Origin of the sequence: Citrobacter sp. Cb041 (assembly GCF_030336655.1) — a bacterium.
GTDB lineage: Bacteria > Pseudomonadota > Gammaproteobacteria > Enterobacterales > Enterobacteriaceae > Citrobacter > Citrobacter braakii.
Map to the genome: position 1 here is coordinate 95,290 of NZ_JAOWDD010000040.1, position 26,851 is coordinate 122,140.

21 protein-coding genes are annotated in these 26,851 nt (G+C 50.6%); 6 read left to right on the forward strand and 15 right to left on the reverse strand.

The features are described 5' to 3' along the window. Window positions 1-27: 27 nt before the first annotated feature. The 3 genes from OGV52_RS15945 to OGV52_RS15955 all read left to right on the forward strand — a co-directional run bounded on the left by OGV52_RS15945 (window position 28) and on the right by OGV52_RS15955 (window position 2,493). On the forward strand, window positions 28-1,053 hold the full coding sequence (locus OGV52_RS15945; protein WP_287108772.1) for a fimbrial protein: 1,026 nt from the start codon (window positions 28-30) through the stop codon (window positions 1,051-1,053). A 39-nt stretch (window positions 1,054-1,092) separates the two neighbouring features. Further along, entirely contained in the window at window positions 1,093-1,608 is a 516-nt protein-coding gene (locus OGV52_RS15950) for a fimbrial protein (RefSeq protein ID WP_153690061.1), read from the forward strand. 249 nt (window positions 1,609-1,857) lie between these two features. Next, the gene (locus tag OGV52_RS15955) at window positions 1,858-2,493 is read left to right on the forward strand and encodes a helix-turn-helix transcriptional regulator (protein ID WP_047499393.1); all 636 of its coding nucleotides are present in this window, start codon (window positions 1,858-1,860) and stop codon (window positions 2,491-2,493) included. Between the two features lie 47 nt (window positions 2,494-2,540). Here OGV52_RS15955 and eno read toward each other — a convergent pair whose 3' ends face one another. From eno to rlmD, 5 genes are all read right to left on the reverse strand, one after another. Further along, window positions 2,541-3,839, reverse strand: coding sequence for a phosphopyruvate hydratase (eno, locus tag OGV52_RS15960; RefSeq protein WP_003034129.1), 1,299 nt, complete (start codon window positions 3,837-3,839; stop codon window positions 2,541-2,543). Window positions 3,840-3,926: 87 nt separating this feature from the next. Next, a complete protein-coding gene (pyrG, locus tag OGV52_RS15965; RefSeq protein WP_016154233.1) occupies window positions 3,927-5,564 on the reverse strand; it encodes a glutamine hydrolyzing CTP synthase in 1,638 nt (545 codons plus the stop codon). Window positions 5,565-5,788: 224 nt separating this feature from the next. After that, window positions 5,789-6,580 carry a nucleoside triphosphate pyrophosphohydrolase gene (gene mazG / locus OGV52_RS15970; protein WP_049040397.1) on the reverse strand — a complete coding sequence of 264 codons (792 nt, stop codon included), beginning with the start codon at window positions 6,578-6,580 and terminating at the stop codon, window positions 5,789-5,791. Between the two features lie 130 nt (window positions 6,581-6,710). Then, window positions 6,711-8,945 carry a GTP diphosphokinase gene (gene relA / locus OGV52_RS15975; RefSeq protein ID WP_016154235.1) on the reverse strand — a complete coding sequence of 745 codons (2,235 nt, stop codon included), beginning with the start codon at window positions 8,943-8,945 and terminating at the stop codon, window positions 6,711-6,713. 100 nt (window positions 8,946-9,045) lie between these two features. Beyond that, a complete protein-coding gene (rlmD, locus tag OGV52_RS15980) occupies window positions 9,046-10,344 on the reverse strand; it encodes a 23S rRNA (uracil(1939)-C(5))-methyltransferase RlmD (RefSeq protein ID WP_016157350.1) in 1,299 nt (432 codons plus the stop codon). A 57-nt stretch (window positions 10,345-10,401) separates the two neighbouring features. Between rlmD and barA the strand changes: the two genes are divergently transcribed. Next, window positions 10,402-13,149, forward strand: coding sequence for a two-component sensor histidine kinase BarA (gene barA / locus OGV52_RS15985; protein WP_047357900.1), 2,748 nt, complete (start codon window positions 10,402-10,404; stop codon window positions 13,147-13,149). 59 nt (window positions 13,150-13,208) lie between these two features. On the opposite strand, the gene OGV52_RS15990 is transcribed toward barA, so the two are convergent. The 10 genes from OGV52_RS15990 to syd form a co-directional block, all read right to left on the reverse strand. Further along, window positions 13,209-14,351, reverse strand: a complete 1,143-nt coding sequence (locus OGV52_RS15990; RefSeq protein ID WP_016154238.1) for a glycerate kinase — start codon at window positions 14,349-14,351, stop codon at window positions 13,209-13,211. An 81-nt stretch (window positions 14,352-14,432) separates the two neighbouring features. After that, window positions 14,433-15,773, reverse strand: a complete 1,341-nt coding sequence (gene gudD, locus OGV52_RS15995; protein WP_065554334.1) for a glucarate dehydratase — start codon at window positions 15,771-15,773, stop codon at window positions 14,433-14,435. 20 nt (window positions 15,774-15,793) lie between these two features. Further along, window positions 15,794-17,134, reverse strand: coding sequence for an enolase C-terminal domain-like protein (locus OGV52_RS16000; RefSeq protein WP_181627440.1), 1,341 nt, complete (start codon window positions 17,132-17,134; stop codon window positions 15,794-15,796). Window positions 17,135-17,136: 2 nt separating this feature from the next. Then, window positions 17,137-18,489: a galactarate/glucarate/glycerate transporter GudP gene (gene gudP / locus OGV52_RS16005; protein ID WP_016154241.1), complete on the reverse strand. Its 1,353-nt coding sequence runs from the start codon at window positions 18,487-18,489 to the stop codon at window positions 17,137-17,139. A gap of 551 nt (window positions 18,490-19,040) precedes the next feature. Next, entirely contained in the window at window positions 19,041-19,457 is a 417-nt protein-coding gene (locus tag OGV52_RS16010; RefSeq protein WP_200108207.1) for a hypothetical protein, read from the reverse strand. Next, window positions 19,435-21,108 carry a DUF8093 domain-containing protein gene (locus OGV52_RS16015; protein ID WP_233630121.1) on the reverse strand — a complete coding sequence of 558 codons (1,674 nt, stop codon included), beginning with the start codon at window positions 21,106-21,108 and terminating at the stop codon, window positions 19,435-19,437. The genes OGV52_RS16010 and OGV52_RS16015 overlap by 23 nt, the downstream gene beginning before the upstream one ends. Window positions 21,109-21,432: 324 nt before the next feature. After that, window positions 21,433-21,882, reverse strand: coding sequence for a flavodoxin (locus OGV52_RS16020; protein ID WP_016154242.1), 450 nt, complete (start codon window positions 21,880-21,882; stop codon window positions 21,433-21,435). 19 nt (window positions 21,883-21,901) lie between these two features. Then, the gene (gene truC, locus OGV52_RS16025) at window positions 21,902-22,684 is read right to left on the reverse strand and encodes a tRNA pseudouridine(65) synthase TruC (RefSeq protein WP_279263811.1); all 783 of its coding nucleotides are present in this window, start codon (window positions 22,682-22,684) and stop codon (window positions 21,902-21,904) included. Further along, window positions 22,684-23,013, reverse strand: coding sequence for a YqcC family protein (locus OGV52_RS16030; protein WP_200079781.1), 330 nt, complete (start codon window positions 23,011-23,013; stop codon window positions 22,684-22,686). Before OGV52_RS16030 ends, truC begins: the two co-directional genes overlap by 1 nt. A 631-nt stretch (window positions 23,014-23,644) precedes the next feature. Continuing rightward, window positions 23,645-24,190 carry a SecY-interacting protein gene (syd, locus tag OGV52_RS16035; RefSeq protein ID WP_016157357.1) on the reverse strand — a complete coding sequence of 182 codons (546 nt, stop codon included), beginning with the start codon at window positions 24,188-24,190 and terminating at the stop codon, window positions 23,645-23,647. Window positions 24,191-24,258: 68 nt separating this feature from the next. Between syd and queF the strand changes: the two genes are divergently transcribed. Continuing rightward, window positions 24,259-25,107, forward strand: coding sequence for an NADPH-dependent 7-cyano-7-deazaguanine reductase QueF (gene queF / locus OGV52_RS16040; RefSeq protein ID WP_016154246.1), 849 nt, complete (start codon window positions 24,259-24,261; stop codon window positions 25,105-25,107). A gap of 113 nt (window positions 25,108-25,220) precedes the next feature. Further along, window positions 25,221-26,585, forward strand: coding sequence for a nucleotide 5'-monophosphate nucleosidase PpnN (gene ppnN, locus OGV52_RS16045; protein WP_003840366.1), 1,365 nt, complete (start codon window positions 25,221-25,223; stop codon window positions 26,583-26,585). Window positions 26,586-26,851: the final 266 nt, after the last annotated feature.

Sequence of the window (26,851 nt, forward strand, 5' to 3'; positions counted from 1 at the left end):
CCTGAAATAGCGGTGAGAGTATGCGTTATGTTACAGAAAAAGAAGAATTATATATTCACTTTGGTATTTGGGTTAACCAGTGCGTTTACTGCCCCTGTTGAAGCGGCCAGCTGTGTTAATTCCGGCGGATATTATACGTTCTCAGGAGCGCTAAATTATCAACGTGATGACGCCACCATGAATGTTTTCAGCCATAAGTTTGGATCTATTAGCAGCGAAGTATGGGGGTTGGGTTGCTTTGGGGATCATGACGCCGACAGAGATGTGTACTTGCGTTTACAGGTTAATTCAGCCCCTGTTGCAGGTTATACCGATGTCTATCCCACGAATATCGACGGAATTGGCGTTCGTTATAATTTCGCCCTGAATTCAGGCTCACTGTCCTTTTGCCCGGTGCAGTTTGACGATCATATTTCAAACTCAACCCGGACTTACACCTGCCATATACTTAACAAGGACACGCAGGGTTTATCCATGGGAGCATCACTGCAATTTGTGAAAACAAAGCCCAATGTCGCCTCAGGAGCAATAACGACAATACCGTCTGTAACCTCAAGCTATTCGTTAAATAATCAAAGCGGGCAGTGGGATTTAAATCCCATCTGGTCAGGTGCGGGGTCAGTGGTGGTAACGGTCCAGGCCTGTGCAATAAATAACTCGAGTATCGCTGTTCCCCTGGATCCGGTATTAGCGGATAGTTTTACCGGAGCAGGAACCACCAAAGGCGATCGGACCTTCACGATAGACCTGAACTGTGATGCGGGCGCCCGCATTAACGCATCGTTAAGTGGGACGCAAAGTGCAGAGACCGCCAATGACAGTATCCTGGCGTTATCGGGAGCAGGAATGTCAGGAGTTGCGAGCGGAATCGGGATCCAACTGCTGTATGGCAATACGCCCCTGAAGCTGGATAACAACATCGTGCTGAAAACCTCAGCAGGCGGGCAGGAATTTCCTCCGGGAGCCTTTACCGCACGCTATTTTCAGACGAAAAACAACGTGACCGCAGGCAGCGCTAACGCCACTGCGACGCTCAATATTACTTATCAGTAGGCAACTTCGCCATCAGAGTTATACAAGGAGAGAATTAAAATGAATATTCATAAAAAGTACATTCATCTGGCGCTGGCAGGACTGTATCTGGGGACGACAATCAGTATTGCCGGGGCCGAACCCACCAATATTAATATTACCGGGAAAGTTATTGCGTCCCCGTGTGTCGTAGCCAGTGGCAGCAATATCAATGTTAATTTAGGAGACATCCCGGCTGCAGATATTGCAGTGGCAGGTACAACATCTACCCCGGTTAATTTTACCATTAACCTTGCCAGTTGCCCGGTGGGAACCACCAGCGTAGTCGTGACGTTTACCGGAACGGAAGATCCCGACTTTCCGGTACGCTATAAAAATACCGGAACGGCGAACGTTGCGATAGAACTGATCCAGGTCAGCACCGGTTACCTGAAAGGAAATAATACAAATATTACTCAATCAGTCCTCGCCGATCGTACCGTTACATACAATTTACGTGCCCGGACCTATTCCAAAGGTAATGTGATGCCGGGGACGATCTCTGGTATCGTTCAGGCCAACTTTACCTACAATTAAGTGACCCTTTTGCAATTCACAATGACTCATCAGTAAACCGAACTATTTCTGTGTAAAGGATATTTATCATGGTGCAACAAATGAATTATTCTATCCTGGCACTTTGTCCCCTGTGTCCAGCGACCTTTTTACTGGCAGGTATCTGCCCCCTTCCCAATACGTTTAACTCTTTAGTACAAATGAATTTTAATCAATAAAAAATACCCTTATTATTAATAAATGCCTCTGCTGGCTTCTGGTATATTAAATATGAAAATACTTATACAGGACCCTTACGAATTTTATTGCGATGGATTGAAACATTTTTTTATAGAGATATTCTTTGGAATAACCGCCAATAACATTATTTTTTTAACATCTTACTCCCAACAAAACTTTGATAAGGCAGATATCGTCGTTATTTCTCTGGCTCCAGGAGAGCATCTCATGTGTTTTCCTGAACTGCAAAACAGGACAACAGGAATTATTATTGGCTTAACCGATGAGGTGATTGACTCCCCTTCCGATCTGCCCTTTTGCATTGCCCGGATCATTTTTATTCACCGACAGGACTCACTGTCGACAGTCAAAGAGAAAGTATTAACCGCCTGGCGGGAATCAAGAAAAAAGCAAATACAGCCGGGGAAAACATTATGTTTTCATTGTCCACATAAAGTCCTGACCAGGCAGCAAAGGCGTATTATGTCCTTTATCTATCAGGGGATAACGACATCTGAGATTGCCAGCAACATGTCAATCTCAGAGAAAACGCTCTATGTGCATAAATACATCATCCGCAAAAAGTTTAATCTGCGAACTAATCATGCGCTATTTTGCTTCCTTCAGAAACTTGCCGATAAAAACAGCCAGCAGATTTATCTGCTTCAAGTTCCGCTGAACGCATAAAAAAACCCGCCGCAGCGGGTTTTTACGTTAAGAGTTAAAGAACAGGATTACGCCTGACCTTTGATCTCTTTACGACCGTTGTACGGCGCTTGTTCACCCAGAGCTTCTTCGATACGAATCAGCTGGTTGTACTTAGCAACGCGGTCAGAACGGCTCATAGAACCGGTTTTGATCTGGCCTGCAGCGGTACCCACAGCCAGGTCAGCGATGGTAGCGTCTTCAGTTTCGCCAGAACGGTGAGAGATGACAGCGGTGTAGCCAGCGTCTTTCGCCATTTTGATCGCAGCCAGAGTTTCGGTCAGAGAACCGATCTGGTTGAATTTGATCAGGATGGAGTTAACGATGCCTTTTTCGATGCCTTCTTTCAGGATCTTGGTGTTGGTTACGAACAGATCGTCACCAACCAGCTGGATTTTGTCGCCCAGAACTTTAGTCTGGTATGCGAAACCGTCCCAGTCAGACTCGTCCAGACCATCTTCGATGGACACGATCGGGTACTGTTTGGTCAGTTCTTCCAGGAAGTGAGTGAATTCTTCGGAGGTGAATGCTTTGTTGCCTTCGCCAGCCAGAACGTATTTACCGTCTTTGTAGAATTCAGAAGCTGCACAGTCCATCGCCAGGGTGATGTCTTTGCCCAGCTCGTAGCCAGCTGCTTTAACCGCTTCAGCGATTACAGCCAGAGCTTCAGCGTTGGAACCCAGGTTCGGCGCGTAGCCGCCTTCGTCACCCACTGCAGTGTTCATACCTTTAGCTTTCAGAACTTTAGCCAGGTTGTGGAACACTTCAGAACCCATACGTACGGCTTCTTTCAGGGTTTTAGCGCCAACCGGCTGAATCATGAACTCCTGGATGTCAACGTTGTTGTCAGCGTGCTCACCACCGTTGATGATGTTCATCATCGGAACCGGCATGGAGTATTTGCCCGGAGTACCGTTCAGTTCAGCGATGTGTGCATACAGCGGCAGGCCTTTAGCAGCAGCTGCTGCTTTGGCGTTCGCCAGGGACACAGCCAGGATGGCGTTTGCACCGAAGTTGGATTTGTTTTCAGTACCGTCCAGATCGATCATGATCTTGTCGATGCCAGCCTGATCTTTAGCATCTTTACCCAGCAGAGCCTGAGCAATTGGGCCGTTAACAGCTGCAACAGCTTTCAGTACGCCTTTACCCATGAAACGGGATTTGTCGCCGTCGCGCAGTTCCAGTGCTTCGCGGGAACCAGTAGAAGCACCTGACGGAGCTGCTGCCATACCAACGAAACCACCTTCCAGGTGTACTTCGGCTTCAACAGTCGGGTTACCACGGGAGTCGATGATTTCACGACCGATGATTTTAACGATTTTGGACATTAGATTTTCCTCAGTACAAGTTAAACTAAAACTCCAGACAAACAATGCACCCGGATGGGTGCATTGCCGTTCTAACTTTTTTACTTCTTACTTCGCCTGACGCTTCTGATGTTCACTGGCGGCTTTCACAAAGCCGGCAAACAGCGGGTGCCCATCACGTGGCGTGGAAGTAAATTCCGGGTGGAACTGACAGGCCACGAACCACGGATGATTCGGTACCTCAATGATCTCGACCAACTGATCATCACCGGAACGGCCTGCAATACGCAGACCCGCAGCTTCAATCTGTTTCAACAGCATATTGTTGACTTCGTAACGGTGGCGATGGCGTTCAACAATTGTCGGCGCGCCGTACAGCTGACGAACCAGGCTATCGTCGCTCAACTGACACTGCTGGGCGCCAAGGCGCATTGTGCCGCCCAGATCGCTCTTCTCGGTACGGACTTCAACGTTGCCGTCTTCATCGCGCCATTCGGTAATCAGGGCCACCACCGGGTACTTACAGTCTGGCACAAATTCCGTGGAGTTGGCGTTATCCATACCCACTACGTTACGTGCAAATTCAATCAACGCAACCTGCATACCCAGGCAAATACCCAGATAAGGAACATTGTTTTCACGCGCAAAGCGCGCTGTCGCGATCTTACCTTCAACACCACGGTAGCCGAAGCCGCCAGGGATCAGGATTGCATCAAGACCTTTCAGGATCTCAACGCCGCGCGTTTCGACATCTTGCGAATCGATCAGCTTAATGTTGACGGTGACACGATTCTTCAGACCACCGTGCTTCAATGCTTCGATAACTGACTTATAAGCATCCGGCAGTTCAATATACTTGCCGACCATACCGATAGTCACTTCGCCAGCCGGATTCGCTTCTTCGTAGATAACCTGTTCCCATTCTGACAGATTAGCTTCCGGACAGTTCAAGCTGAATCGTTTACAAATATAATCGTCAAGGCCCTGGGATTTCAACAGGCCTGGAATTTTATAGATGGAATCGACATCTTTCATTGAAATAACGGCTTTTTCTGGCACGTTACAGAACAATGCAATTTTTGCACGTTCGTTGGCCGGAACCGCGCGATCGGAACGACAGATCAGAATGTCAGGCTGGATACCGATAGACAGCAACTCTTTTACCGAGTGCTGAGTCGGTTTAGTTTTGACTTCACCGGCAGCGGCCAGGTAAGGAACCAGAGTCAGGTGCATGAACAGCGCGTGTTCACGACCGATATCTACCGCTAATTGGCGAATCGCTTCCAGGAATGGCAGGGATTCGATATCACCGACCGTACCGCCGATTTCAACCAGAACGACGTCATGACCTTCGCCACCGGCAAGGACACGCTCTTTAATCGCGTTGGTGATGTGCGGGATAACCTGTACGGTTGCACCCAGATAGTCGCCACGGCGCTCTTTGCGCAGGACATCGGAGTAAATTCGACCGGTAGTGAAGTTATTGCGGCGAGTCATTTTGGTACGAATGAAACGCTCATAGTGACCCAGGTCCAGGTCGGTTTCAGCGCCGTCTTCAGTAACGAACACTTCCCCGTGTTGGATTGGACTCATAGTACCTGGATCGACGTTGATATACGGATCCAGTTTCATCATGGTCACGTTGAGGCCACGAGCCTCAAGAATGGCTGCCAGGGAGGCTGCGGCAATGCCTTTACCCAGAGAGGATACGACCCCGCCGGTCACAAAAATATAGTTCGTTGTCATGCTGGACCTGAGAAGTTAGGGTGAAACGATGGAATTACCAAGACGGGAAAGTAGTATACCCGAACATGACGAGCGCCACAAACTTTCATTATTCCTCCTCTTCACCAGGCTCACATAAACATCGGGAGTGAGAAAATAGCCCCTTTGGGGTAAATGTTTTTGACGTAAATCAAGCGCTTGTTATTTAAAAAATCACACAAATCGCCCTTGACCGACGAAATCCCTTAGAGATCAATTTCCTGCCGTTTTACCTGTTGCCAGACTTCTTCCATAGTTTCCAGATCAACACCAGTCATTTCCAGACCCCGAGCCGCTACAATTCGCTCAACCTCACGAAAACGGCGCTCAAATTTCTCGTTCGCTTTTTGCAATGCGATCTCAGCTTTAGTGCCCAAATGCCGAGCCATATTGACCGTCGCAAACAGCAGGTCCCCCATTTCCTCCTCCAGTTTAGCCTGGTCGACAACAGCCTGCTTCGCCTCAAACATGACTTCATCGATCTCTTCGTAAACCTTGTCGACAACCGGTCCTAATGTTTTCCAGTCGAAGCCAACATTAGAGCAGCGTTTCTGGATTTTTTGGGCGCGCATTAACGCCGGTAAACTACGGGGAATATCGTCGAGTGCGGAATGCTGCGCCTTCTGAGCGCGTTCTTCGCTTTTGATTTGCTCCCAGCGGGTCAACACCTCAGTGCTGTTACTGGCAGAAACATCAGCAAAAACATGTGGGTGGCGACGCTCAAGCTTATCGCTGATGGCGGCGCAAATATCATTGAAATCGAAACGTCCTTCTTCCTGCGCCATCTGGGCGTAAAACACCACCTGGAACAGCAAGTCACCCAGCTCTCCACGCAGGTCGTCGAAGTCTTCCCGCGCAATTGCGTCCAGCACTTCATAGGTTTCTTCGAGGGTGTAAGGGGCAATAGTGGCGAATGTCTGCTCTTTGTCCCAGGGACAACCGTTTTCCGGGTCGCGCAGGCGCTGCATAATACCGAGCAGTCGGTCGATTTGGTTCATTGGAATATCCTGAAATTTCAATACGCGAAGCCCGATAAGACGACAGCCGATATCCGGCAACATGGCAATGCCTGATGGCAACGCTAACGCGCCTCACCAGGCATGCAAACTTATCTGGCCTATTAAATAATTAATTACCGTGCAGACGACGTGCGTCGATCACATCCGGCACCTGGTTCAGCTTGCCAAGCACGCGCCCGAGCACCTGCAGGTTATAGATTTCGATGGTCATATCGATGGTAGCCAGTTGCTGTTTGGTATCACTCCGGCTGGCAACCCCCAGCACGTTCACCTTCTCGTTGGCAAGAATCGTGGTGATATCACGTAATAAGCCGCTGCGATCGTTAGCCTGGACGCGAACCACCAGCGAATATCCTGCCGAGTAGCTTTCGCCCCAAACCGCATCAACAATACGTTCCGGCGCATGGGAGCGCAGCTCGGTCAGCTGTTCGCAATCCGCCCGGTGCACGGAAATACCGCGGCCCTGAGTGATAAACCCGACAATTTCATCGCCTGGAATCGGCTGGCAGCAGCGCGCGATGTGGTGCATCAGGTTACCCACCCCTTCCACCACCACGCGACCGTCGTCTTTACGGCGACTCTGCGGCGCCTGCGTTTTCTGCTGAAGCTGTTTCAGCGCGGCGGCATCCTGTTCGGCTGCGCTTGGCTTATTAAACTGCGCCTGCAGGAAGTTCACCATCTGGTTGAGGCGAATGTCCCCCCCACCAATCGCCGCCAGCAGCTCATCCAGCTCATTGAAGCTGTAGCGCGGCAGCAGGTGCTTTTCCGCTTCTTTCAGGCTAATGCCTAAATGCGCCAGCTCATCGTCGAGGATCTGGCGGCCAGCAAGGATGTTTTTGTCGCGGTCCTGTTTACGGAACCAGGCGTGGATCTTCGAACGCCCCCGACTGGTGGTGACATAGCCGAGGTTAGGGTTCAACCAGTCGCGGCTTGGGTTGGGCTGTTTCTGGGTGATAATTTCAATTTGATCGCCCATCTGCAGCTGGTAGGTAAACGGTACGATGCGCCCGCCAATTTTCGCGCCAATGCAACGATGCCCCACATCACTGTGAATATGATAAGCAAAATCGAGCGGTGTGGAGCCTGCAGGTAAGTCCACAACGTCGCCTTTTGGCGTAAAGACGTACACTCGGTCATCAAAGACCTGGCTACGGACTTCATCCAGCATTTCGCCAGAGTCCGCCATCTCTTCCTGCCAGGCGATCAGCTTACGCAGCCATGCAATACGATCTTCATGACCAGAACGCGCTACGCCTGAAGCGGTGCCCTCTTTGTACTTCCAGTGTGCCGCAACGCCCAGTTCGGCATCTTCGTGCATCTGTTTCGTACGGATCTGAATTTCAATGGTTTTGCCGCCCGGACCCAGCACAACCGTATGAATTGACTGATAGCCGTTGGGTTTCGGGTTAGCGACATAGTCATCGAACTCATCCGGCAGATGGCGATAGTGAGTATGCACTATCCCGAGCGCGGCATAGCAGTCCTGTAAACGCTCCGCCACGATACGCACCGCGCGCACGTCGAAAAGTTCATCGAAGGCCAGCTGCTTTTTCTGCATTTTGCGCCAGATGCTGTAGATGTGTTTCGGACGTCCGTACACTTCGGCTTTGACGCCTTCCGTTTTCATTTCTGAGCGCAAATGACCGACGAACTCATCAATGTAATGCTCGCGATCGATGCGACGTTCGTGCAGCAGCTTGGCAATACGTTTGTATTCAGCCGGGTGCAGGTAACGGAAGCAGTAATCTTCCAGTTCCCATTTTAATTGCCCGATACCCAAACGGTTGGCCAGCGGCGCATAGATATTGGTGCACTCTTTTGCCGCCAGAACGCGTTCATCTTCTGGAGCGTCCTTCACTTCACGCAGATGTGCAATCCGCTCCGCCAGCTTGATGACCACACAGCGGAAATCATCCACCATAGCCAGCAGCATGCGGCGAACGTTATCGACCTGTTCGGATGAGACTGAATCGGTATGAGTGGCCTTAAGCTGGCGTATTGCCGCCATATCCCGCACGCCGTGGATAAGATGAACAATGGATTTGCCCACGCTCTCGCGCAGGATGTCTTCACTGACCACGTTGGCATCTGCCAGAGGGAACAGCATTGCTGCGCGCAGCGTGTCGATATCCATGCTCAACATGGAGAGTATTTCTACCATCTCCACGCCACGCCACAGCAGCAGATCCGCATCCGGATGCCCCTGTGTCTGCTGCTGGCAGTACGCCCAGGTTTCGGCTAAGCGTTCACACGACTGCTGGCTGGAGATCCCCAGACTCGCGATCCATTTCTTTGGATCAAACTCACCAGCTTTATTTATATGTGCACTTCTTACCGCAACCATTGTCCTCTCCTTAAGGGGCCTGGCCTGTCGAAGTCGACAAGCCATACCCATTGTCTTTCACGCTGCATTACCACCCGAAATCCAATGGGTACAAAATTTATTACATACGCTCAAACAGGACCATTGATTCCAGGTGTCCAGTGTGCGGGAACATATCAAGCATCGCCAGTCGCCGTATGGCATATCCCGCGTTGAGCAAAGCGTCGCTGTCACGAGCCAGCGTTGCCGGGTTACAGGATACATAAACAACGCGTATAGGTTCTAATTTTATAATATGTTGCATCACACCTGCAGCCCCCGCACGCGCAGGATCGAGCAATACTTTGTCGAATCCGTTTTTCGCCCACGGCTGCCGGGTAACATCTTCCTCAAGGTTTTCATGAAAAAATGTCACATTGTGTAATCCGTTATTCAGCGCGTTTTCCCGGCCTTTTTCCACCAGCGCCGGTACCCCTTCCACCCCCACCACGTTTGCAGCCCGGGTTGCCAACGGCAGGGTAAAATTACCCATTCCACAGAACAGATCGAGTACGCGATCTTCAGGTTGCACATCCAGCCATTCGAGCGCACGGGCCACCATTTGTTGGTTTACCCCTTCATTGACCTGAATAAAATCACGCGGGCTGAAGGTTAACCGTAGTCCATTTGAGTCATACCAGGGCGACTCTTCTGATATTGATTCCAGTATCTCGCTTTGCGGGGCCAGAAACAAAGACAGCCCCTGAGAATGCGAAAAGCATTCCAGTTTTTCTTTATCCTGAACACTTAATGGCGCCGTGTGGCGCAAAATCATCAGGGTTCCGCTCCCCGCCTGCACCAGCTCGACATGACCAAGATGGCGTAACCCTTGCAGACTTTCCAGACACGCCCGGATGTGGGGCAAGAGCGCTTCAAGCTGGGGCACCAAAATAGGGCATTGTTTAACATCGATAATGTCGCTGGATGCGGATTTGCGAAACCCCATCTGCAATTTTTGTTCTTTTGGCCGATAGTTCAGGCTCAACCTGGCGCGACGACGATAGCCCCACGGGGTATCAGCTATAACATCCGACACTTCACATTTCATTAAACGCGACAACGCCGCGCTTTTGCTACGCTGCTGCAACGAGATGCTGGCATGCTGCTGCTGGCAGCCGCCGCACACGCCAAAATGCGGGCAACGTGGCACTTCACGCTGCGGACTGTCGTTTAAACGTCGTTTTACTTGCGCGCGGGCGAACTGTTTTTTATCTTCGGTAATCACCACCTCGGCGCTTTCCTGAGGTAGCAATTCCGGTATAAACAACGCCTTTCCGTTATGGCGAGCAACGCCCTGGCCGAAAGGATCAAGGTCATTGACGGTAACGGTTATGATCTGACGCGTCGTCACGCGTCGTTTTGCAGAGTAGAATTGCGCCATCGACGAGATATTTCTCTATTTAACAGTGTGACCCTAATTGTCCCATAACGGAACTCCATGACCAACTACAGCCTGCGCGCACGCATGATGATTCTGATCCTGGCCCCGACCGTCCTGATTGGTTTGCTGCTCAGTATCTTTTTTGTTGTGCATCGCTATAACGACTTGCAGCGTCAACTGGAAGATGCTGGCGCCAGCATCATTGAGCCACTCGCAGTCTCCAGCGAATATGGCATGAATCTGCAAAACAGAGAATCCATCGGCCAACTTATCAGCGTGCTGCATCGTCGCCATTCCGATATCGTGCGGGCAATTTCTGTCTATGACGAGAATAACCGGCTGTTTGTCACATCCAATTTTCATCTCGATCCGTCTGAAATGCAGCTGGCAACCGGTTCACCATTTCCCCGAAAGCTGAGCGTCACCCGGCTCGGGGATATTATGATCCTGCGAACGCCAATTATATCGGAAAGCTATTCGCCGGATGAATCTGCAGTCAGCGACGCCAAAAATACGGAAAATATGCTGGGGTATGTGGCGCTTGAACTGGACCTTAAGTCAGTAAGATTGCAGCAGTATAAAGAGATCTTTATCTCCAGCGTAATGATGCTGTTTTGTATCGGTATTGCGTTAATTTTTGGCTGGCGTCTGATGCGCGACGTGACTGGCCCGATTCGCAATATGGTAAATACCGTTGACCGAATACGTAGAGGCCAGCTCGACAGCCGCGTCGAAGGTTTCATGTTGGGCGAGCTGGATATGCTCAAAAATGGCATCAACTCGATGGCGATGTCACTTGCGGCCTACCATGAAGAGATGCAGCACAACATCGACCAGGCCACCTCTGACCTGCGCGAAACGTTGGAGCAGATGGAAATCCAGAACGTCGAACTGGATCTGGCGAAGAAACGCGCCCAGGAAGCGGCGCGTATTAAGTCTGAGTTTCTGGCTAACATGTCGCATGAGCTGCGTACGCCGCTGAATGGCGTGATTGGCTTCACCCGCCTGACGCTTAAAACCGAGCTCAACACGACGCAGCGCGATCACCTGAATACGATTGAACGCTCGGCCAACAATCTGTTGGCCATCATCAATGATGTGCTCGACTTCTCCAAACTTGAGGCGGGCAAACTGATTCTGGAAAGCATCCCATTCCCGCTGCGTAGCACGCTGGATGACGTCGTCACGCTGTTAGCGCACTCATCCCATGATAAAGGGCTTGAGCTGACGCTAAATATTAAGAATGACGTGCCGGACAACGTCATCGGGGACCCGCTGCGCTTACAGCAGGTAATCACTAATCTGGTTGGCAATGCCATCAAATTTACCGAAGGCGGCAATATCGACATTCTGGTCGAGAAACGCGCCCTCAGTAACACGAAAGTGCAAATTGAAGTGCAAATCCGCGATACCGGAATTGGCATCCCTGAGCGCGATCAGTCACGCCTGTTCCAGGCCTTCCGCCAGGCCGATGCCAGTATTTCCCGCCGCCACGGCGGGACCGGACTGGGTCTGGTCATTACGCAAAAGCTGGTCAATGAAATGGGCGGAGATATCTCCTTCCACAGCCAGCCGAACCGGGGCTCCACGTTCTGGTTCCATATCAGCCTCGATCTCAACCCTAACGTTCTCGTGGATCGCTCAACCACGCACTGTCTGGCAGGAAAGCGGCTGGCCTACGTTGAACCTAACGCCACTGCCGCGCAATGCACGTTAGATATCTTGAGTGAAACACCGCTGGAAGTGATTTACAGCCCTTCATTCTCCGGGCTGCCGAAGGATCACTACGATATTCTGCTGCTTGGCATACCGGTCACTTTACGCGAACCGCTCACCATGCAGCATGAGCGGCTGGCAAGCGCAGCGGCGATGACCGACTTTTTGTTACTGGCTCTGCCTTGCCATGCGCAGATTAACGCCGAGAAATTAAAGCAGGGCGGCGCGGCGGCGTGCCTGTTGAAACCTCTTACCTCAACCCGCTTACTGCCAGCGTTGACAGAGTATTGTCAACTGAACCACAGCGCGGCTCCGCTACTGTTAGACGAGAGCAAAATTGCGATGACCGTCATGGCGGTGGACGACAACCCGGCGAACCTCAAGCTGATTGGTGCTCTGCTGGAAGATAAAGTGCAGCACGTCGTGCTCTGCGACAGCGGACATCAGGCTGTGGATCGCGCCAAACAGATGCAGTTTGATCTCATCCTGATGGATATTCAGATGCCAGACATGGACGGTATTCGCGCCTGCGAACTGATCCACCAGCTTCCTCATCAACAACAGACGCCGGTCATTGCGGTCACCGCACATGCCATGGCCGGGCAAAAAGAGAAGCTGCTCAGCGCCGGGATGAACGATTACCTGGCGAAGCCTATCGAAGAAGATAAGCTGCATAATCTGCTGTTACGCTACAAACCCGGCGCGAGCTCATCGCTGAGGGCGCTCGCTGTTGAACCGGTCGTCAATCCGAATACCACACTCGACTGGCAACTGGCGTTAAGGCAAGCCGCCGGTAAAAACGATCTGGCGCGGGATATGCTGCAAATGCTGCTCGATTTTCTGCCCGAAGTGCGTAACAAAATTGAAGAACAGCTGGTAGGTGAAAACCCTGAAGGACTGGTGGATATGATCCATAAACTGCATGGCAGTTGCGGTTATAGCGGCGTTCCCCGCATGAAAAACCTGTGTCAGCTGATTGAGCAGCAATTACGTAGCGGGAGCAAAGAAGAAGAGCTGGAGCCTGAGTTTTTAGAGCTTCTGGATGAAATGGATAACGTTGCGCGCGAAGCGAAGAAGTTGTTAGGGTAAAGATCTGATTGCCGGATGACGACGCTCACGCGTCTTATCCGGCCTTCATGCCACATCATTCAACGTAATTGCTGACCAGCTTTCAGGGTCGCGGCCACGTTTCGCGCCGTCATTCGCACATTCTCACTCGCGTTCTTCAGCGCCTCATCCAGCGTGCAAACGGTATAAATAACGCTAAAAACCGCATCCAGCCCATGCTCGTGTACAACACCGACATCAGCCGTCAGGCTGCCGGCAATGCCAATAACCGGTTTGTTGTAACGCTTTGCCACCTTCGCCACGCCAACCGGAACCTTACCGTGAATGGTCTGGCTGTCGATACGTCCTTCACCCGTGACCACTAAATCCGCATCCGCAACGCAGTCGTCGAGGTGTAACGCATCCGTCACGACCTCAATACCGCAGCGTAACTGCGCACCGCAAAACGCATACAGTGCCGCCCCCATACCGCCAGCCGCGCCACCACCCGCCAATTCCAGCACGTTGACGTCCAGATCGCGGGCAATGAGTTGCGCATAATGCGTGAGCGCCCGATCAAGACGAAGAATCATCTCCGGCGTCGCCCCCTTTTGCGGACCGAAGACCGCAGAGGCCCCCTCTTCACCGGTCAACGGATTAGTCACATCGCAGGCCACTTCAATACGGCACGCGGCAAGGCGCGGGTCTAGCTGAGAAATATCAATCCGGGCGAGTGATTCAAGGCCAGTCCCGCCATGAGCAATATCGTTATTTTGCGCATCCAGTAATTTTGCTCCCAGCGCTTGCACCATCCCGGCACCGCCATCATTGGTGGCGCTGCCGCCAATGCCGATAATGATATGTTCAACGCCCGCGTCCAGCGCATGACGGATTAGCTCCCCGGTTCCCCAGGAGGTCGTTTTCAGCGGATCGCGTAAACCTGCGGGAACCTGCTCCAGTCCGCTGGCGGCCGCCATTTCGATAAACGCCGAACGCTCATCCCCGGATAAACCATAAAATGCCTGAATCGTTTTACCCAGAGGGCCGGTAACATCAACATGCACAAGGTGGCCTTGCGTTGCGGCAACCATCGCTTCGACCGTTCCCTCACCGCCATCCGCGACCGGGATCTTCACGTAATTCGCCTCAGGCCAGATCTCACGAAATCCCAGCTCAATAGCCGTTGCCACTTCAAGCGCACTCAAACTTTCCTTATAGGAATCCGGTGCGATTACTATTTTCATAAAGCATCCTTACGCATGTTGACTGTGTTAAGCATACACCAGGAGAAAAACCGCCCCTTTGTGGGAGCGGTCCCAGTTCGCTTAGCGTACCATGCACGGACGCTTATTATCAAACGTCCAGTTCGGGATCAGATACTGCATTCCCATGGCATCATCGCGCGCTCCCAGTCCATGTTGCTGATACAGCTCATGAGCTTTCATAACCTGATCCATATCCAGCTCCACGCCCAGACCCGGCTTCGCCGGTACCTGCACCATGCCGCCTTTGATTTCAAACGGCTCTTTGGTCAGGCGTTGATTGCCTTCCTGCCAGATCCAGTGGGTATCGATAGCGGTAATTTTGCCCGGCGCCGCCGCCGCAACATGAGTAAACATCGCCAGCGAAATATCAAAGTGGTTGTTAGAGTGCGAGCCCCAGGTCAGCCCAAACTCATGACACATCTGCGCAACGCGGACAGAACCCTGCATAGTCCAGAAGTGCGGATCCGCCAGCGGGATATCCACGGACTGCAACGACAGCGTATGTCCCATCTGACGCCAGTCGGTGGCGATCATGTTGGTGGCGGTCGGCAAACCGGTAGCACGACGGAATTCCGCCATGACTTCACGGCCTGAGAACCCCTGCTCGGCACCGCACGGATCTTCCGCATAAGCCAGCGATCCTTTCAGGTACTTACCAATTTTAATCGCTTCATTCAGCGACCACGCGCCATTGGGATCGAGCGTGACACGTGCCTGTGGAAAGCGTTTCGCCAGCGCCACAATAGATTCCGCTTCTTCTTCCCCGGCCAACACCCCGCCTTTCAGTTTGAAATCGTTAAAACCATATTTCTCATATGCGGCTTCCGCCAGGCGCACCACTGCATCCGGGGTCATCGCCTCTTCATGACGCAGGCGATACCAGTCGCATTTCTCATCCGGCTGGCTCTGATACGGCAGCGGCGTCGCGTTACGGTCACCGACGAAGAACAGATAACCCAGCATTTCAACTTCGCTACGCTGTTGACCGTCGCCCAGCAGCGATGCGACGTTAACGCCCAGATGCTGACCCAGCAGATCCAACATGGCCGCTTCGATCCCGGTAACCACATGAATAGTGGTACGTAAATCGAAGGTCTGCAAACCACGGCCACCGGCATCACGATCGGCAAAGGTATTGCGGACCGCATTCAGTACGTTTTTGTATTCACCTAACGTTTTGCCCACCACCAGCGGAATGGCATCTTCCAGGGTCTGACGAATTTTTTCGCCGCCGGGAATCTCACCCACGCCGGTATGACCGGAGTTATCTTTGATAATCACAATATTACGCGTGAAGAACGGAGCATGTGCGCCGCTCAGATTCATCAGCATGCTGTCATGGCCCGCAACCGGGATCACCTGCATCGCGGTTACGACTGGGGTAGTAAATTGTGCGCTCATAATTAAGTCCTTATTCAAAATTAGTGGCGGCCGAAAACGGGACGTTTACGGTCAAAAGTCCATCCAGGGATCAGATACTGCATCGGGCCTGCGTCATTACGCGCGCCGCCGGGCAGCGCCTTATAGGCTTCATGCGCTTTCTGTACCTGATCCCAGTCCAGTTCCACGCCCAGGCCGGGCGCGTCGGGTACCGCAATTTTTCCGTGTGTAATCTCCAGCGGATTTTTGGTCAGGCGGCAATCGCCCTCCTGCCAGATCCAGTGGGTGTCGATCGCCGTTGGGTTGCCCGGCGCAGCGGCACCGACGTGGGTGAACATCGCCAGGGAAATATCAAAATGATTGTTAGAGTGGCAGCCCCAGGTCAGTCCCCAGTCATCGCATAGCTGTGCCACGCGTACCGCGCCGGAAAGGGTCCAGAAGTGCGGATCGGCCAGTGGAATATCTACCGAGTTGAGCATCACCGCATGGCCCATCTCACGCCAGTTGGTGGCTATCATATTCGTTGCTACCGGCAGGCCGGTTGCACGGCGGAACTCGGCCATCACTTCGCGGCCAGAAAAACCCTGTTCTGCGCCGCACGGATCTTCGGCGTAGGTCAGAACATCGTTCAGCCCTTTACACAAGGAGATAGCTTCATCCAGCAGCCAGGCACCGTTAGGATCGACCGTAATACGCGCATCCGGGAAGCATTGTTTCAACGCGCGAGCGGTGTCGATTTCCTGCTCGCCAGGCAGCACACCGCCTTTGAGTTTGAAATCTTTAAAGCCGTAGCGATCCTGCGAAGCCTGAGCCAGACGCACCACCGCCTCACTGTTCATCGCCTGCTGGTGACGCAGGTGATACCACTCATGGTTGCCCGGCGTGCTATCCAGATACGGCAGATCGGTTTTGCTGCGATCTCCCACGTAGAACAGATAGCCGAGCACGGTGACCGCATCGCGCTGCTTGCCTGGCCCTAACAGTTCGCAGACCGGCACGTTCAGCGCCTTGCCCAGCAGGTCGAGCAGTGCGGCTTCCAGCGCGGCCACCGCATTAACCCGCAGTTCAAAGGTCCAGGCACCTTTGCCAAAGGTGTCAAAATCAGCGGCCTGGTTGCCTTTATGCACCTGCTGAACCACCTTATTCAGGCGCGCGACTTCCTGGCCCAACACTTGTGGAATCGCGTCCACCAGCGTCTGATAAATCACTTCGCCGCCCGGCGCTTCACCGACGCCGGTATTTCCGGCGTTATCGGTGAGCACGACGATATTGCGGGTAAAGTATGCGTTATGCGCCCCGCCAATATTGAGCAGCATGCTGTCATGACCGGCCACCGGAATGACCTTCATATCGGTAATAATGGGACTCGATTGTGTTGTCATCATCATTGCCCTGCGACAGGTTTCAGTTCGATACGTTTAATATCACCCACCAGCACCAGATAGCTCACTACAGCAATCAGCGCATGCACCCCGACGTAAATCAACGCACCGTTAAACGAGCCAGTGGTACCTACGATGTAGCCGATAGCAATTGGCGTAACGATACCGGAGATGTTGCCAAACATATTGAACAGACCGCCGCTCAAACCGCTGATCTCTTTTGGCGCAGTATCGGCCATCACCGCCCATCCCAACGCACCGATACCTTTGCCGAAGAAGGCCAGCGCCATAAAGCCGATGATCATCCACTCTACGTTGACGTAGTTACAGAACACCATCACCATCGACAACAGCATACCCAGTACGATTGGCGTTTTACGGGCGATATTCAGCGAACCGGTACGGCGCATCAACCAGTCGGAAATAATGCCGCCGAGTACGCCGCCTGCGAATCCGCAAATGGCCGGGACCGAGGCAACAAAACCGGCTTTCAAAATCGACATACCGCGTGCCTGTACCAGATAAACCGGGAACCAGGTGATAAAGAAGTAGGTCAGTGCATTTATGCAGTATTGGCCGATATAAATACCGATCATCATTCGTGAGCCCAGCAGTTGCTTGATCTGCCCCCACTTCACGCTGAACGGCACTTTGGCTTTGGCTGCCGCCTGATCCATATTGATCAGCGCTCCGCCTTCGGCAATGTAGTCCAGCTCTTTTTGGTTTACGCCCGGATGCTGATTCGGTTCATGAATCACCTTCAGCCAGATAAAACTGATAACAATCCCGAGACCGCCCATAAAGAAGAACACATGCGACCAGCCCACTTCGTGGGTCAACCAGCCCATGATTGGCGCGAAGATTACGGTGGCAAAGTACTGCGCCGAGTTAAAAATAGCGACCGCCGTGCCCCTTTCCTGCGCCGGGAACCACGCCGCCACAATACGACTGTTGCCAGGGAAGGATGGCGCTTCGGCTAACCCCACGAGGAAGCGCAGGGTAAACAGCGCAACGATAATGCCGAAGCCGCTGAAGATATCGACGAAGCCCTGCAGCAGGGTAAACATCGACCAGATAAAAATGGACCAGAAGTAAACACGTTTTGAACCGAAGCGGTCGAGCAACCAGCCGCCGGGGATCTGACCGATAACATAGGCCCATGAAAAAGCGGAGAATACATACCCCATCCCCACCGCATCCAGACCAATATCTTTGGCCATCTCCGAGCCGGCGATGGATAAGGTGGCGCGATCGCCGTAGTTGAAGGATGTGACGATAAACAGCATCACCACTATCCAGTAGCGAGCGTTAGTGCGTTTTTCCGCGCTGCTCGCCGCCTGACTTAATGAACTCATTGTTGCACTCCTGAATCTTGGCTTTCGCCAGTTCATTCTGTACAGCACCTGTAGGGTGATCAGAATGAGAGGTTAGTGTGTGGCAGTTTTGGTACAGCTCAGGGCCGTTTTATTCTGACTCGCTGCCTTTTCGGGAACTGACGGGAAAAGTATATGAAGGAGTGCCTCTTACCCTCACCGTGCAAAAACACAACATTGCGGGAGGTGAATGAGGTTGTTTATGGCATAAGCCTAAGGGAATGGAAGATGCTTCACGAAATTGGCGTTTGGTGGGAGATTTGTTGCCGGGTAGCGGCAACATCTAACCAGCGGTGCCCGTCTGGGTTTAAGGCGCTACTACTTATGACGACTAACAGTTTAGGAAGCTGATCTCTTAGATTGCGGACCAACTCCTAACGTGAACTCAATTGTTTTTTAGTGGGTTATTACCTGCCGCTACTTATGGTGAGATTGTTGATCAGGAATATGGGACATTGAAATAAAAATAAAAATAAAAATAAAAATAAAAAAGGGACTCTAGTTTATTGGAGTCCCTATTAACATTCGATTTTTCAGAAAAAATAATAAAGGATCACCAAAAAAGCCAGAACAATAAATTCAACAAACCAGAACGCCGCTTCAACTTTAAACCCAGTGGTTAATTCTTTGGGTAAGGAACGAATAAAATGATATGCTTCAATACTCATATCATTATTAAAAACCCTGTTATAGGGAAAAATAAGACTAGACATAATGAAATCTATCTTTGCAAAGTAGATACCGGGAGTACCAATTAAGCTTGCTGTTCTCGCCAAACTTGCAGTGATAGGAAGACGACCAAACTCCTCCTCGTATAATATTACTATTTTTTTATACTTCTCATCATTTATCACATAAGAAATAAGTATTAAAATCAACGTTATAATAACCAGCATTATACCAAGACTCATATTAATGACATCTAGATTATCTGTTAAAAATTTTTTCATATATTAGAATACCTGCTGCTTCATTAAATGAATCTGGGTCATACAGTTTAAGTTCTGGATTATCAATATCGTCATTCACTAATCCACCAAACCTATCACCTAGTTTCTCACCCATTTTTTCCAAAAATTTACCTCCTGCAATACTTGAAGCAATGCCACTTACCAAACATACACTTGCGCCAATACCTCCTGCTTCTGATGTAATCAATCCCAGAACCCATGTACACGCGGCTCTCCCCATAATTCCCCCGGCAGCTCCGCCAGCAAAACTTGCAGTTTGTTTGAAGCCGAATTTGCTGTACTCCGTTATCGCTGCTTTTCTACATTCGCTTTCACGTCCTTTTGCGCAAGCTTCATAAACGTTAGTTGTATAACTCGCAAAATCAAGACCAACACCTACATAGCCTGTTGTTCTCATTATTTTTATCAGTTTGGCTGACTTTTCTATGTAGCTTGCATATCCCTCAATATCCTTTACTCCTGTTTGATCCCACTTATGCATAATCGATTTGGTTGATAAACCTAATGCCTGCTTTATATCTTCATATTGTTTTAAATTTAGCCGTTCTTTTGAGAATTTATTCAAAATACCGTCTAATTTTTTAAATAGTCGTTCTCGTTGACCAAAAAACTCCTCTCCAGAAATACGACCAGAATTACTACTATATGTTTTCTTATAAAGCGCCTGTATTTCATTGAGTGTTTTATTTATTTCTTCATAATACCCCCCGCCGGTATCTTTTATGTAACCTAAGATATCCCCGCTTTGTCCTAAAGCATCGCTGTATAATTGTGAAGAAAAAATATCCACGGAAGCTCTATTTTTGTGTAACACACGGGCTTCTGGCAGTGTTAATGGTGCAAGCGCGTTATCAATTCGATCACGCGCTTTTTGCAATATTTCAATCTGTTGCTGATCTTGCTTTTCAGGATCAACGACAAGCAGAATTGAACCCGGTTGTTTTTTTATATCTGGATTGAGCTTGTGATATAACTCACGTGTACCATCCGGAGGATTAATAAAAAAGCTGGATTCGAAAGATGACGGTGTGGCCTCATAGGGCAGTACACAAAATCCTGCATCTACAGGTTCGCGAGACGGTTTATCCTCTTCAACCGGACATGAATGCCTTGGTACTACGGCAAGAGGTTTTAGTGTGGGTTCAAGATAACCTGGTGCGCCATACTCAATCTTTTGAGTGGGTCTGGTTTTTCTTCCCAGTCCCCTGTCGAGGGTTTCCTGATAAGCTCTCCTTACTCTCTCTGCGAAGATACTGTCGAATACATCAGGCATAAATGGTTCATAAACTAACTCCCCGTCCTGATCAAAATAAAAAGGATTTCTGTCCCAGGACCAATGCTCATCATAATCTATCGCTATTATCCAGCCCACGCTTAATTTGTGTTGTATCTCATCATAAATGCGATTACATCTACCAATAGGGGGCCTTTCATACGCACCAGAAGAATATCGGTTTACATTCCATTTTCTCTGTGGCAGGCCAAATATAGTTGAGCACTGATTTTTATCATCATCAAGTTCATAATATATCCTTGCTAACCTAATACCTTCTTTAGGTGAAATTATTTTTTCAAAGTCTTCTAATCTGGCGCTTTGGCTAAAATCCCGTGAATTATACAAAGTAAACAAATTGCATCTCCTTAGCTTAATAATTTCCAATTATTATCATTCCATCTCATTTATTCACCTCATTAATTCATTCACAAAATCCAGATTTTGGGCCTGTTTTTATTAAAGCATGATAACAGGGTTATTTGTTTGTGCTTTTGATCTCACAAATAATAAAAAACCCGAATTTAATTTTTATAAATTCGGGTTGCAAATAAAATTATGCGATTGTATTTATAATACAGATAAATTAAAACAAATTCCCCTTAGTGATAATCAGATTGTTCTCTCCATGTCCATCATTTGTCACAGGCCCGTGCAAACAAAGCGCTGCCGGGCGCAAGGTTATTTAAGCAAGGTTCCCCAGTTTTCTACCCAGGGATTGGATTCGCTTTCCGGTTCAGGATGCTCGCTGGCGTCAATCAGCAGCATTTCCCCTACACGTTGGGCGCTTTGTTCCTGCAACAGTGCATCGAACTGCTTGCCGCCATTGCAGAAATTAACATAGCTACTGTCACCCAGCGCAATTACTCCGTAATGCAGATTTGGCTGGAAACCGAGATTATCTTTGATCCCCTGAAACAGCGGCACGATGCTATCCGGCAGATCGCCCTGTCCGGTCGTTGAGGTCACCACCAGCACATATTTTTCCTGATATGCCTGCCAGTCGCTGAGCTCGGGATCTTCGAACACCGTGGCTTTATGACCCTGCGCCGTCAAAATAGCTTCGGCCTCTTCGGCAACCAGCAACGCGTTTCCGTACATCGTGCCGACAAAAATTCCAATTTCCGCCATAACCGTAATCTCCTGGGACTTAAGAATCTATCTGCTCATCCTGACCTGACAGCCCGTTGAACTCAACCCTTTCATTCTCAGGGAGAAGTCCACGCCAGCCAAACTGTGATAGCGCCTGCATCCAGACATCATCCAGCCCGGCGCGAATAACCAGCGGTTCGCCGGTAAAAGGATGAGTCAGCGTAAGCTGGCTGGCATGAAGCATCAAACGCTGACAGCCAAAGTGCTCAGCGGCGCTGCGGTTTTGCCGCAAATCACCGTGCTTACTGTCGCCGATAATTGGATGACGTAAGTGCGCCAGATGGCGTCTGAGCTGGTGTTTTCGACCGGTTTTAGGATCCAGTTCCACCAATCCGTAACGGGTCGTCGGATAACGCCCGGTCGCTACCGGCATCTCAACCGTCGCCAAACCGCGATAATGGGTGACGGCAGGCTGCGGGCCTTTATCATCACGGGCAAATTTATCGGCGATCTTATCCAGTTCTTCGACCAGCGGGTAATCCAGCACGGCATCATCCATCAGCCAGCCACGCACAATCGCATGATAGCGTTTCTGAATTTGATGATGTTCAAATTGCTGGGACAGCAGCCGCCCGGCTTCGCTGGACAGTCCCATCAGCAGTACTCCGGAAGTCGGTCTGTCGAGTCGGTGGGCGGTAAAAACGTGCTGACCAATCTGGTCGCGTACCGTTTGCATCACCACCACTTTCTCATCCCGGTCGAGCCAACTGCGGTGAACCAACCAGCCCGAAGGTTTGTTAACTGCGACCAGCCATTCGTCCTGATACAGAATCTCCAGCATCAGGCGTTATCACTTGTAAACAGTGCATCCAACTCCTGCAATGCCGTCAGCAGAATTTCGCGTTGCGGGTGATCGGCTGCCAACGCCATTTCGTAATACGGTGCGACGGCAAAAGCCTGCGGAAGCGGCTGAGCGTTATCAATCAGCGTAAGCATGCGGGGAATCAATACCCATTGCAGCCACTCAACCGGCTCCATGGTATCCATACAAAAAGGCTGCGTGCTGGTAAACAGATGCTCTGCAGGCTCATCCAACCGCCAGTGATTATGTTCACGCAGTAGCGCTTCAAGCGCGTGTAACTGCTGGCGCACACGGTCATGAGTCGTCATGAAATTAACCTCAATGATGAAAAATCTGGCGCGAAGAATAGCACTAGTGAAGGGAAATAAAAAAAGGGAGCACTGTAAAAACAGTGCTCCCGGTTCGTTTCGCAGCGTTCCAGCTACTTTTAGTGCTCCCTGCTCATCCGTGACAACTTTTCCTGTGGTCTTGCGACCTTGTTCATCCTGAACTTGTGCATCCTGCTCACATCACCCCGATGTGAAAACTTCATCCTGAAGTGTCCTGGCCATCCTGACCCGCCGAACATCCTGACCGGCTCTCATTCTCCATCCTGGAGGTGTCCCTTAACGCATCCAGCGCTTTCCGCTTTGCTTCATCCTGAAGCCTGTCCTTGTAACACCGTCCTGGTGTGTCCTGCCGAAGAGCCATCATCCTGATGTTCTCTTCGTTGTGCGACTCCTTGTCGACAGATATAGAATCGCCTGTTTCGCCTTGTCTTACAAGATGCTTACAGACACTCCCTTAAGATTATTTTCGTATGAAAGTTGACAATAAAACATTAACTTTATGAATAATAAGGGATAATTATTTTATCCGTTCATTAAGTCTTTACTTATTACCTGGCAATGTCCTACAGGGTTTGTAAGAGATCTCTCACAAGGTTCAGGGCAATCTGGATTACAGAACTGGCTTAAGCTGAGTGAGAAATTCCGCAAGTGAGTCCGCCAGCACCGTTCGTTTACGGGTTCCCAGCGTTTCTTTGCACACTTCACCGGAGAGATTGCACACCGAAATGACGTCAAGCTCATTGTCCTGGGTGGCAATAAAAAGCGTAGGCGACAGCTTGAGGCGCTTTTGCGTAACCAGGTGACCAATCAGGTTTTCCTGAACGCGCCTGAAGTCGTCTTCGCTCCAGGTTTGCAGCAGCGTTAGTTTTTCATCCGCAAACTGCGCGTGCATGTCCCCGGCAAACTGGGTGGTGTAAAAAGCGTGAACGGCTGGTTGTATCACGATATCAAAGGCGCGTTCAACCGCATTGAGGTTTTTTTCGCCGACAAAAGGCTGAGGTTGCCAGAATACCGCATCGTCTGTGGAAGAAATGATGCACGGAGAAGGTACGCCATACAGCTCTTCGCTGAGGGGCCAGCTGTTGTTTTTTTCGTACCATGCGTCGCAATAACGTGTCGTAAAGGCTGTCAACGCCTGCGCTGTCAATTCGTCCACTGATTTCTCTCTTCACAAAAGCCAGGATACACTTGTCGCATAGTGTATCTGGTTTATGACGGTGAAACATGTCCTCTTATGAAAATCATCAGGCGCTTGACGGCCTGACTCTTGGTAAATCAACAGATTACCGTGACAATTACGATGCCAGCCTGCTGCAGGGCGTTCCACGCAGCCTGAACCGCGACCCGCTGGATTTACAGGCCGATAATCTGCCTTTTCACGGTGCCGATATCTGGACGCTATATGAACTGTCTTGGCTGAATGCCAACGGTTTACCGCAGGTAGCGGTCGGTCATGTAGAACTGGATTATACCAGCGTAAATCTGATCGAATCGAAAAGCTTTAAGCTTTACCTGAACAGTTTTAACCAGACGCGTTTTGATTCCTGGGATGCGGTACGCCAGACGCTGGAAAACGATCTGCGCGCTTGTGCTCAGGGCGATGTCAGCGTAGCGCTGTACCGTCTTGACGAACTGGAAGGACAACCGATAGCCCACTTTAACGGCACCTGTATCGACAATCAGGATATCGTCATCGATAACTACCAGTTCAGCACAGAGTATCTGGAAAATGCCGTTGGCGGTGAAAAAGCGGTGGAAGAGACGCTGGTCAGCCATCTGCTGAAGTCTAACTGCTTGATCACCCACCAGCCGGACTGGGGCTCCATACAGATTCAGTATCGCGGACGAAAAATCGATCGCGAGAAGCTGCTGCGTTATCTGGTCTCCTTCCGTCACCATAATGAGTTTCACGAGCAGTGCGTGGAACGCATTTTCAATGACATTCTGCGCTTCTGCCAGCCGGAGAAACTGAGCGTTTACGCGCGCTACACGCGACGTGGCGGCCTGGACATTAACCCATGGCGTACCAACACCGATTTCACCCCAGCAACGGGGCGTCTGGTACGTCAGTAATCTTTTTTCTCAATTTTGCGTGCCGGATTCCGCGCGCAAGGTTGTGAAAGGTCATAAGCCAGGGCTATTGTAATCAACAGGGAATGACGTGTTGCGTCCCATAAGGAGTTTACTTGATTACACATATTAGCCCGCTTGGCTCAATGGACATGTTGTCGCAGCTGGAAGTCGATATGCTTAAACGCACGGCCAGCAGCGACCTGTATCAACTGTTTCGTAACTGTTCGCTTGCCGTTCTGAACTCCGGCAGTTTGACCGACAACAGCAAAGAGCTGCTGTCACGCTTTGAAAGTTTCGACATTAACGTGCTGCGCCGCGAACGGGGCGTAAAGCTGGAACTGATCAACCCGCCTGAAGATGCGTTTGTTGATGGACGCATTATTCGCGCACTGCAGGCCAACCTGTTTGCCGTGCTGCGCGACATTCTGTTCGTCAATGGCCAGATCCATAACGCCGGTCGCTTTCAGCATCTGGATCTTGAAAGCTCGGTGCATATTACCAACCTGGTATTCTCGATCCTGCGCAATGCCCGGGCGCTACACGTGGGTGAAGCGCCAAACATGGTCGTCTGCTGGGGGGGTCACTCAATCAACGAAAACGAGTACCTGTACGCCCGTCGCGTTGGTACCCAGTTGGGCCTGCGCGAACTGAACATCTGTACCGGCTGTGGTCCGGGGGCGATGGAAGCGCCAATGAAAGGCGCTGCGGTCGGTCACGCTCAGCAACGATACAAAGACAGCCGCTTTATCGGTATGACCGAACCGTCAATCATTGCCGCTGAGCCGCCTAACCCGCTGGTTAATGAACTGATCATCATGCCGGACATTGAAAAACGTCTGGAAGCATTCGTGCGTATCGCCCACGGTATAATCATCTTCCCAGGCGGCGTAGGGACAGCAGAAGAACTGCTGTATCTGCTGGGGATCCTGATGAACCCGGCCAACAAAGATCAGGTTTTACCGCTGATCCTGACTGGACCAAAAGAGAGCGCCGATTACTTCCGCGTGCTGGACGAATTTATCGTGCACACGCTGGGGGAAGATGCGCGTCGCCACTATCGCATTATCATAGACGATGCAGCAGAAGTGGCTCGTCTGATGAAAAAAGCGATGCCGCTGGTGAAAGAGAACCGCCGTGACACCGGTGATGCCTACAGCTTTAACTGGTCGATTCGTATTGCGCCTGATTTGCAGATGCCGTTCGAGCCGTCCCATGAAAACATGGCTAACCTGAAGCTGTACCCGGACCAACCTGTGGAAGTACTGGCGGCAGACCTGCGCCGTGCGTTCTCGGGGATTGTAGCCGGTAACGTGAAGGAAGTCGGGATCCGCGCCATTGAAGAGTTTGGCCCCTACAAAATCCACGGTGACCGCGAAATGATGCGCCGCATGGACGATCTCCTGCAGGGCTTTGTTGCACAGCATCGTATGAAGTTACCAGGCTCCGCGTATATCCCTTGCTACGAGATTTGCGCCTAACCTCCAACAGCCGCCAGCAGACGCTATCGCGGTGACAGTTTTGTCCATATCAAAGCCGGGTTTGGCGCATCAGCCTCCCGGCTTTTTTTAGTGATACCAGTCACATAGCTCAGACGATCATATAAATACCGATGATGTTTCATTAAAAATAGCGCGCTACGCAAACGATTACCTTTAAATCCCAACCGTGATTTATCTTAGGAAATTATTATTAGTCGCCAAAATCCTCTAAAAACAACAGTTTTTACAGCGTAACGCTCGTATCT

Bases quoted from the DNA above. Each gene is read 5' to 3' on its own strand.
- OGV52_RS15945 (WP_287108772.1), top strand. From the start codon at position 28: ATGTTACAGAAAAAGAAGAATTATATATTCACTTTGGTATTTGGGTTA.
- OGV52_RS15950 (WP_153690061.1), top strand. From the start codon at position 1,093: ATGAATATTCATAAAAAGTACATTCATCTGGCGCTGGCAGGACTGTAT.
- OGV52_RS15955 (WP_047499393.1), top strand. From the start codon at position 1,858: ATGAAAATACTTATACAGGACCCTTACGAATTTTATTGCGATGGATTG.
- eno (WP_003034129.1), bottom strand. From the start codon at position 3,839: ATGTCCAAAATCGTTAAAATCATCGGTCGTGAAATCATCGACTCCCGT.
- pyrG (WP_016154233.1), bottom strand. From the start codon at position 5,564: ATGACAACGAACTATATTTTTGTGACCGGCGGGGTCGTATCCTCTCTG.
- mazG (WP_049040397.1), bottom strand. From the start codon at position 6,580: ATGAACCAAATCGACCGACTGCTCGGTATTATGCAGCGCCTGCGCGAC.
- relA (WP_016154235.1), bottom strand. From the start codon at position 8,945: ATGGTTGCGGTAAGAAGTGCACATATAAATAAAGCTGGTGAGTTTGAT.
- rlmD (WP_016157350.1), bottom strand. From the start codon at position 10,344: ATGGCGCAATTCTACTCTGCAAAACGACGCGTGACGACGCGTCAGATC.
- barA (WP_047357900.1), top strand. From the start codon at position 10,402: ATGACCAACTACAGCCTGCGCGCACGCATGATGATTCTGATCCTGGCC.
- OGV52_RS15990 (WP_016154238.1), bottom strand. From the start codon at position 14,351: ATGAAAATAGTAATCGCACCGGATTCCTATAAGGAAAGTTTGAGTGCG.
- gudD (WP_065554334.1), bottom strand. From the start codon at position 15,773: ATGAGCGCACAATTTACTACCCCAGTCGTAACCGCGATGCAGGTGATC.
- OGV52_RS16000 (WP_181627440.1), bottom strand. From the start codon at position 17,134: ATGACAACACAATCGAGTCCCATTATTACCGATATGAAGGTCATTCCG.
- gudP (WP_016154241.1), bottom strand. From the start codon at position 18,489: ATGAGTTCATTAAGTCAGGCGGCGAGCAGCGCGGAAAAACGCACTAAC.
- OGV52_RS16010 (WP_200108207.1), bottom strand. From the start codon at position 19,457: ATGAAAAAATTTTTAACAGATAATCTAGATGTCATTAATATGAGTCTT.
- OGV52_RS16020 (WP_016154242.1), bottom strand. From the start codon at position 21,882: ATGGCGGAAATTGGAATTTTTGTCGGCACGATGTACGGAAACGCGTTG.
- truC (WP_279263811.1), bottom strand. From the start codon at position 22,684: ATGCTGGAGATTCTGTATCAGGACGAATGGCTGGTCGCAGTTAACAAA.
- OGV52_RS16030 (WP_200079781.1), bottom strand. From the start codon at position 23,013: ATGACGACTCATGACCGTGTGCGCCAGCAGTTACACGCGCTTGAAGCG.
- queF (WP_016154246.1), top strand. From the start codon at position 24,259: ATGTCCTCTTATGAAAATCATCAGGCGCTTGACGGCCTGACTCTTGGT.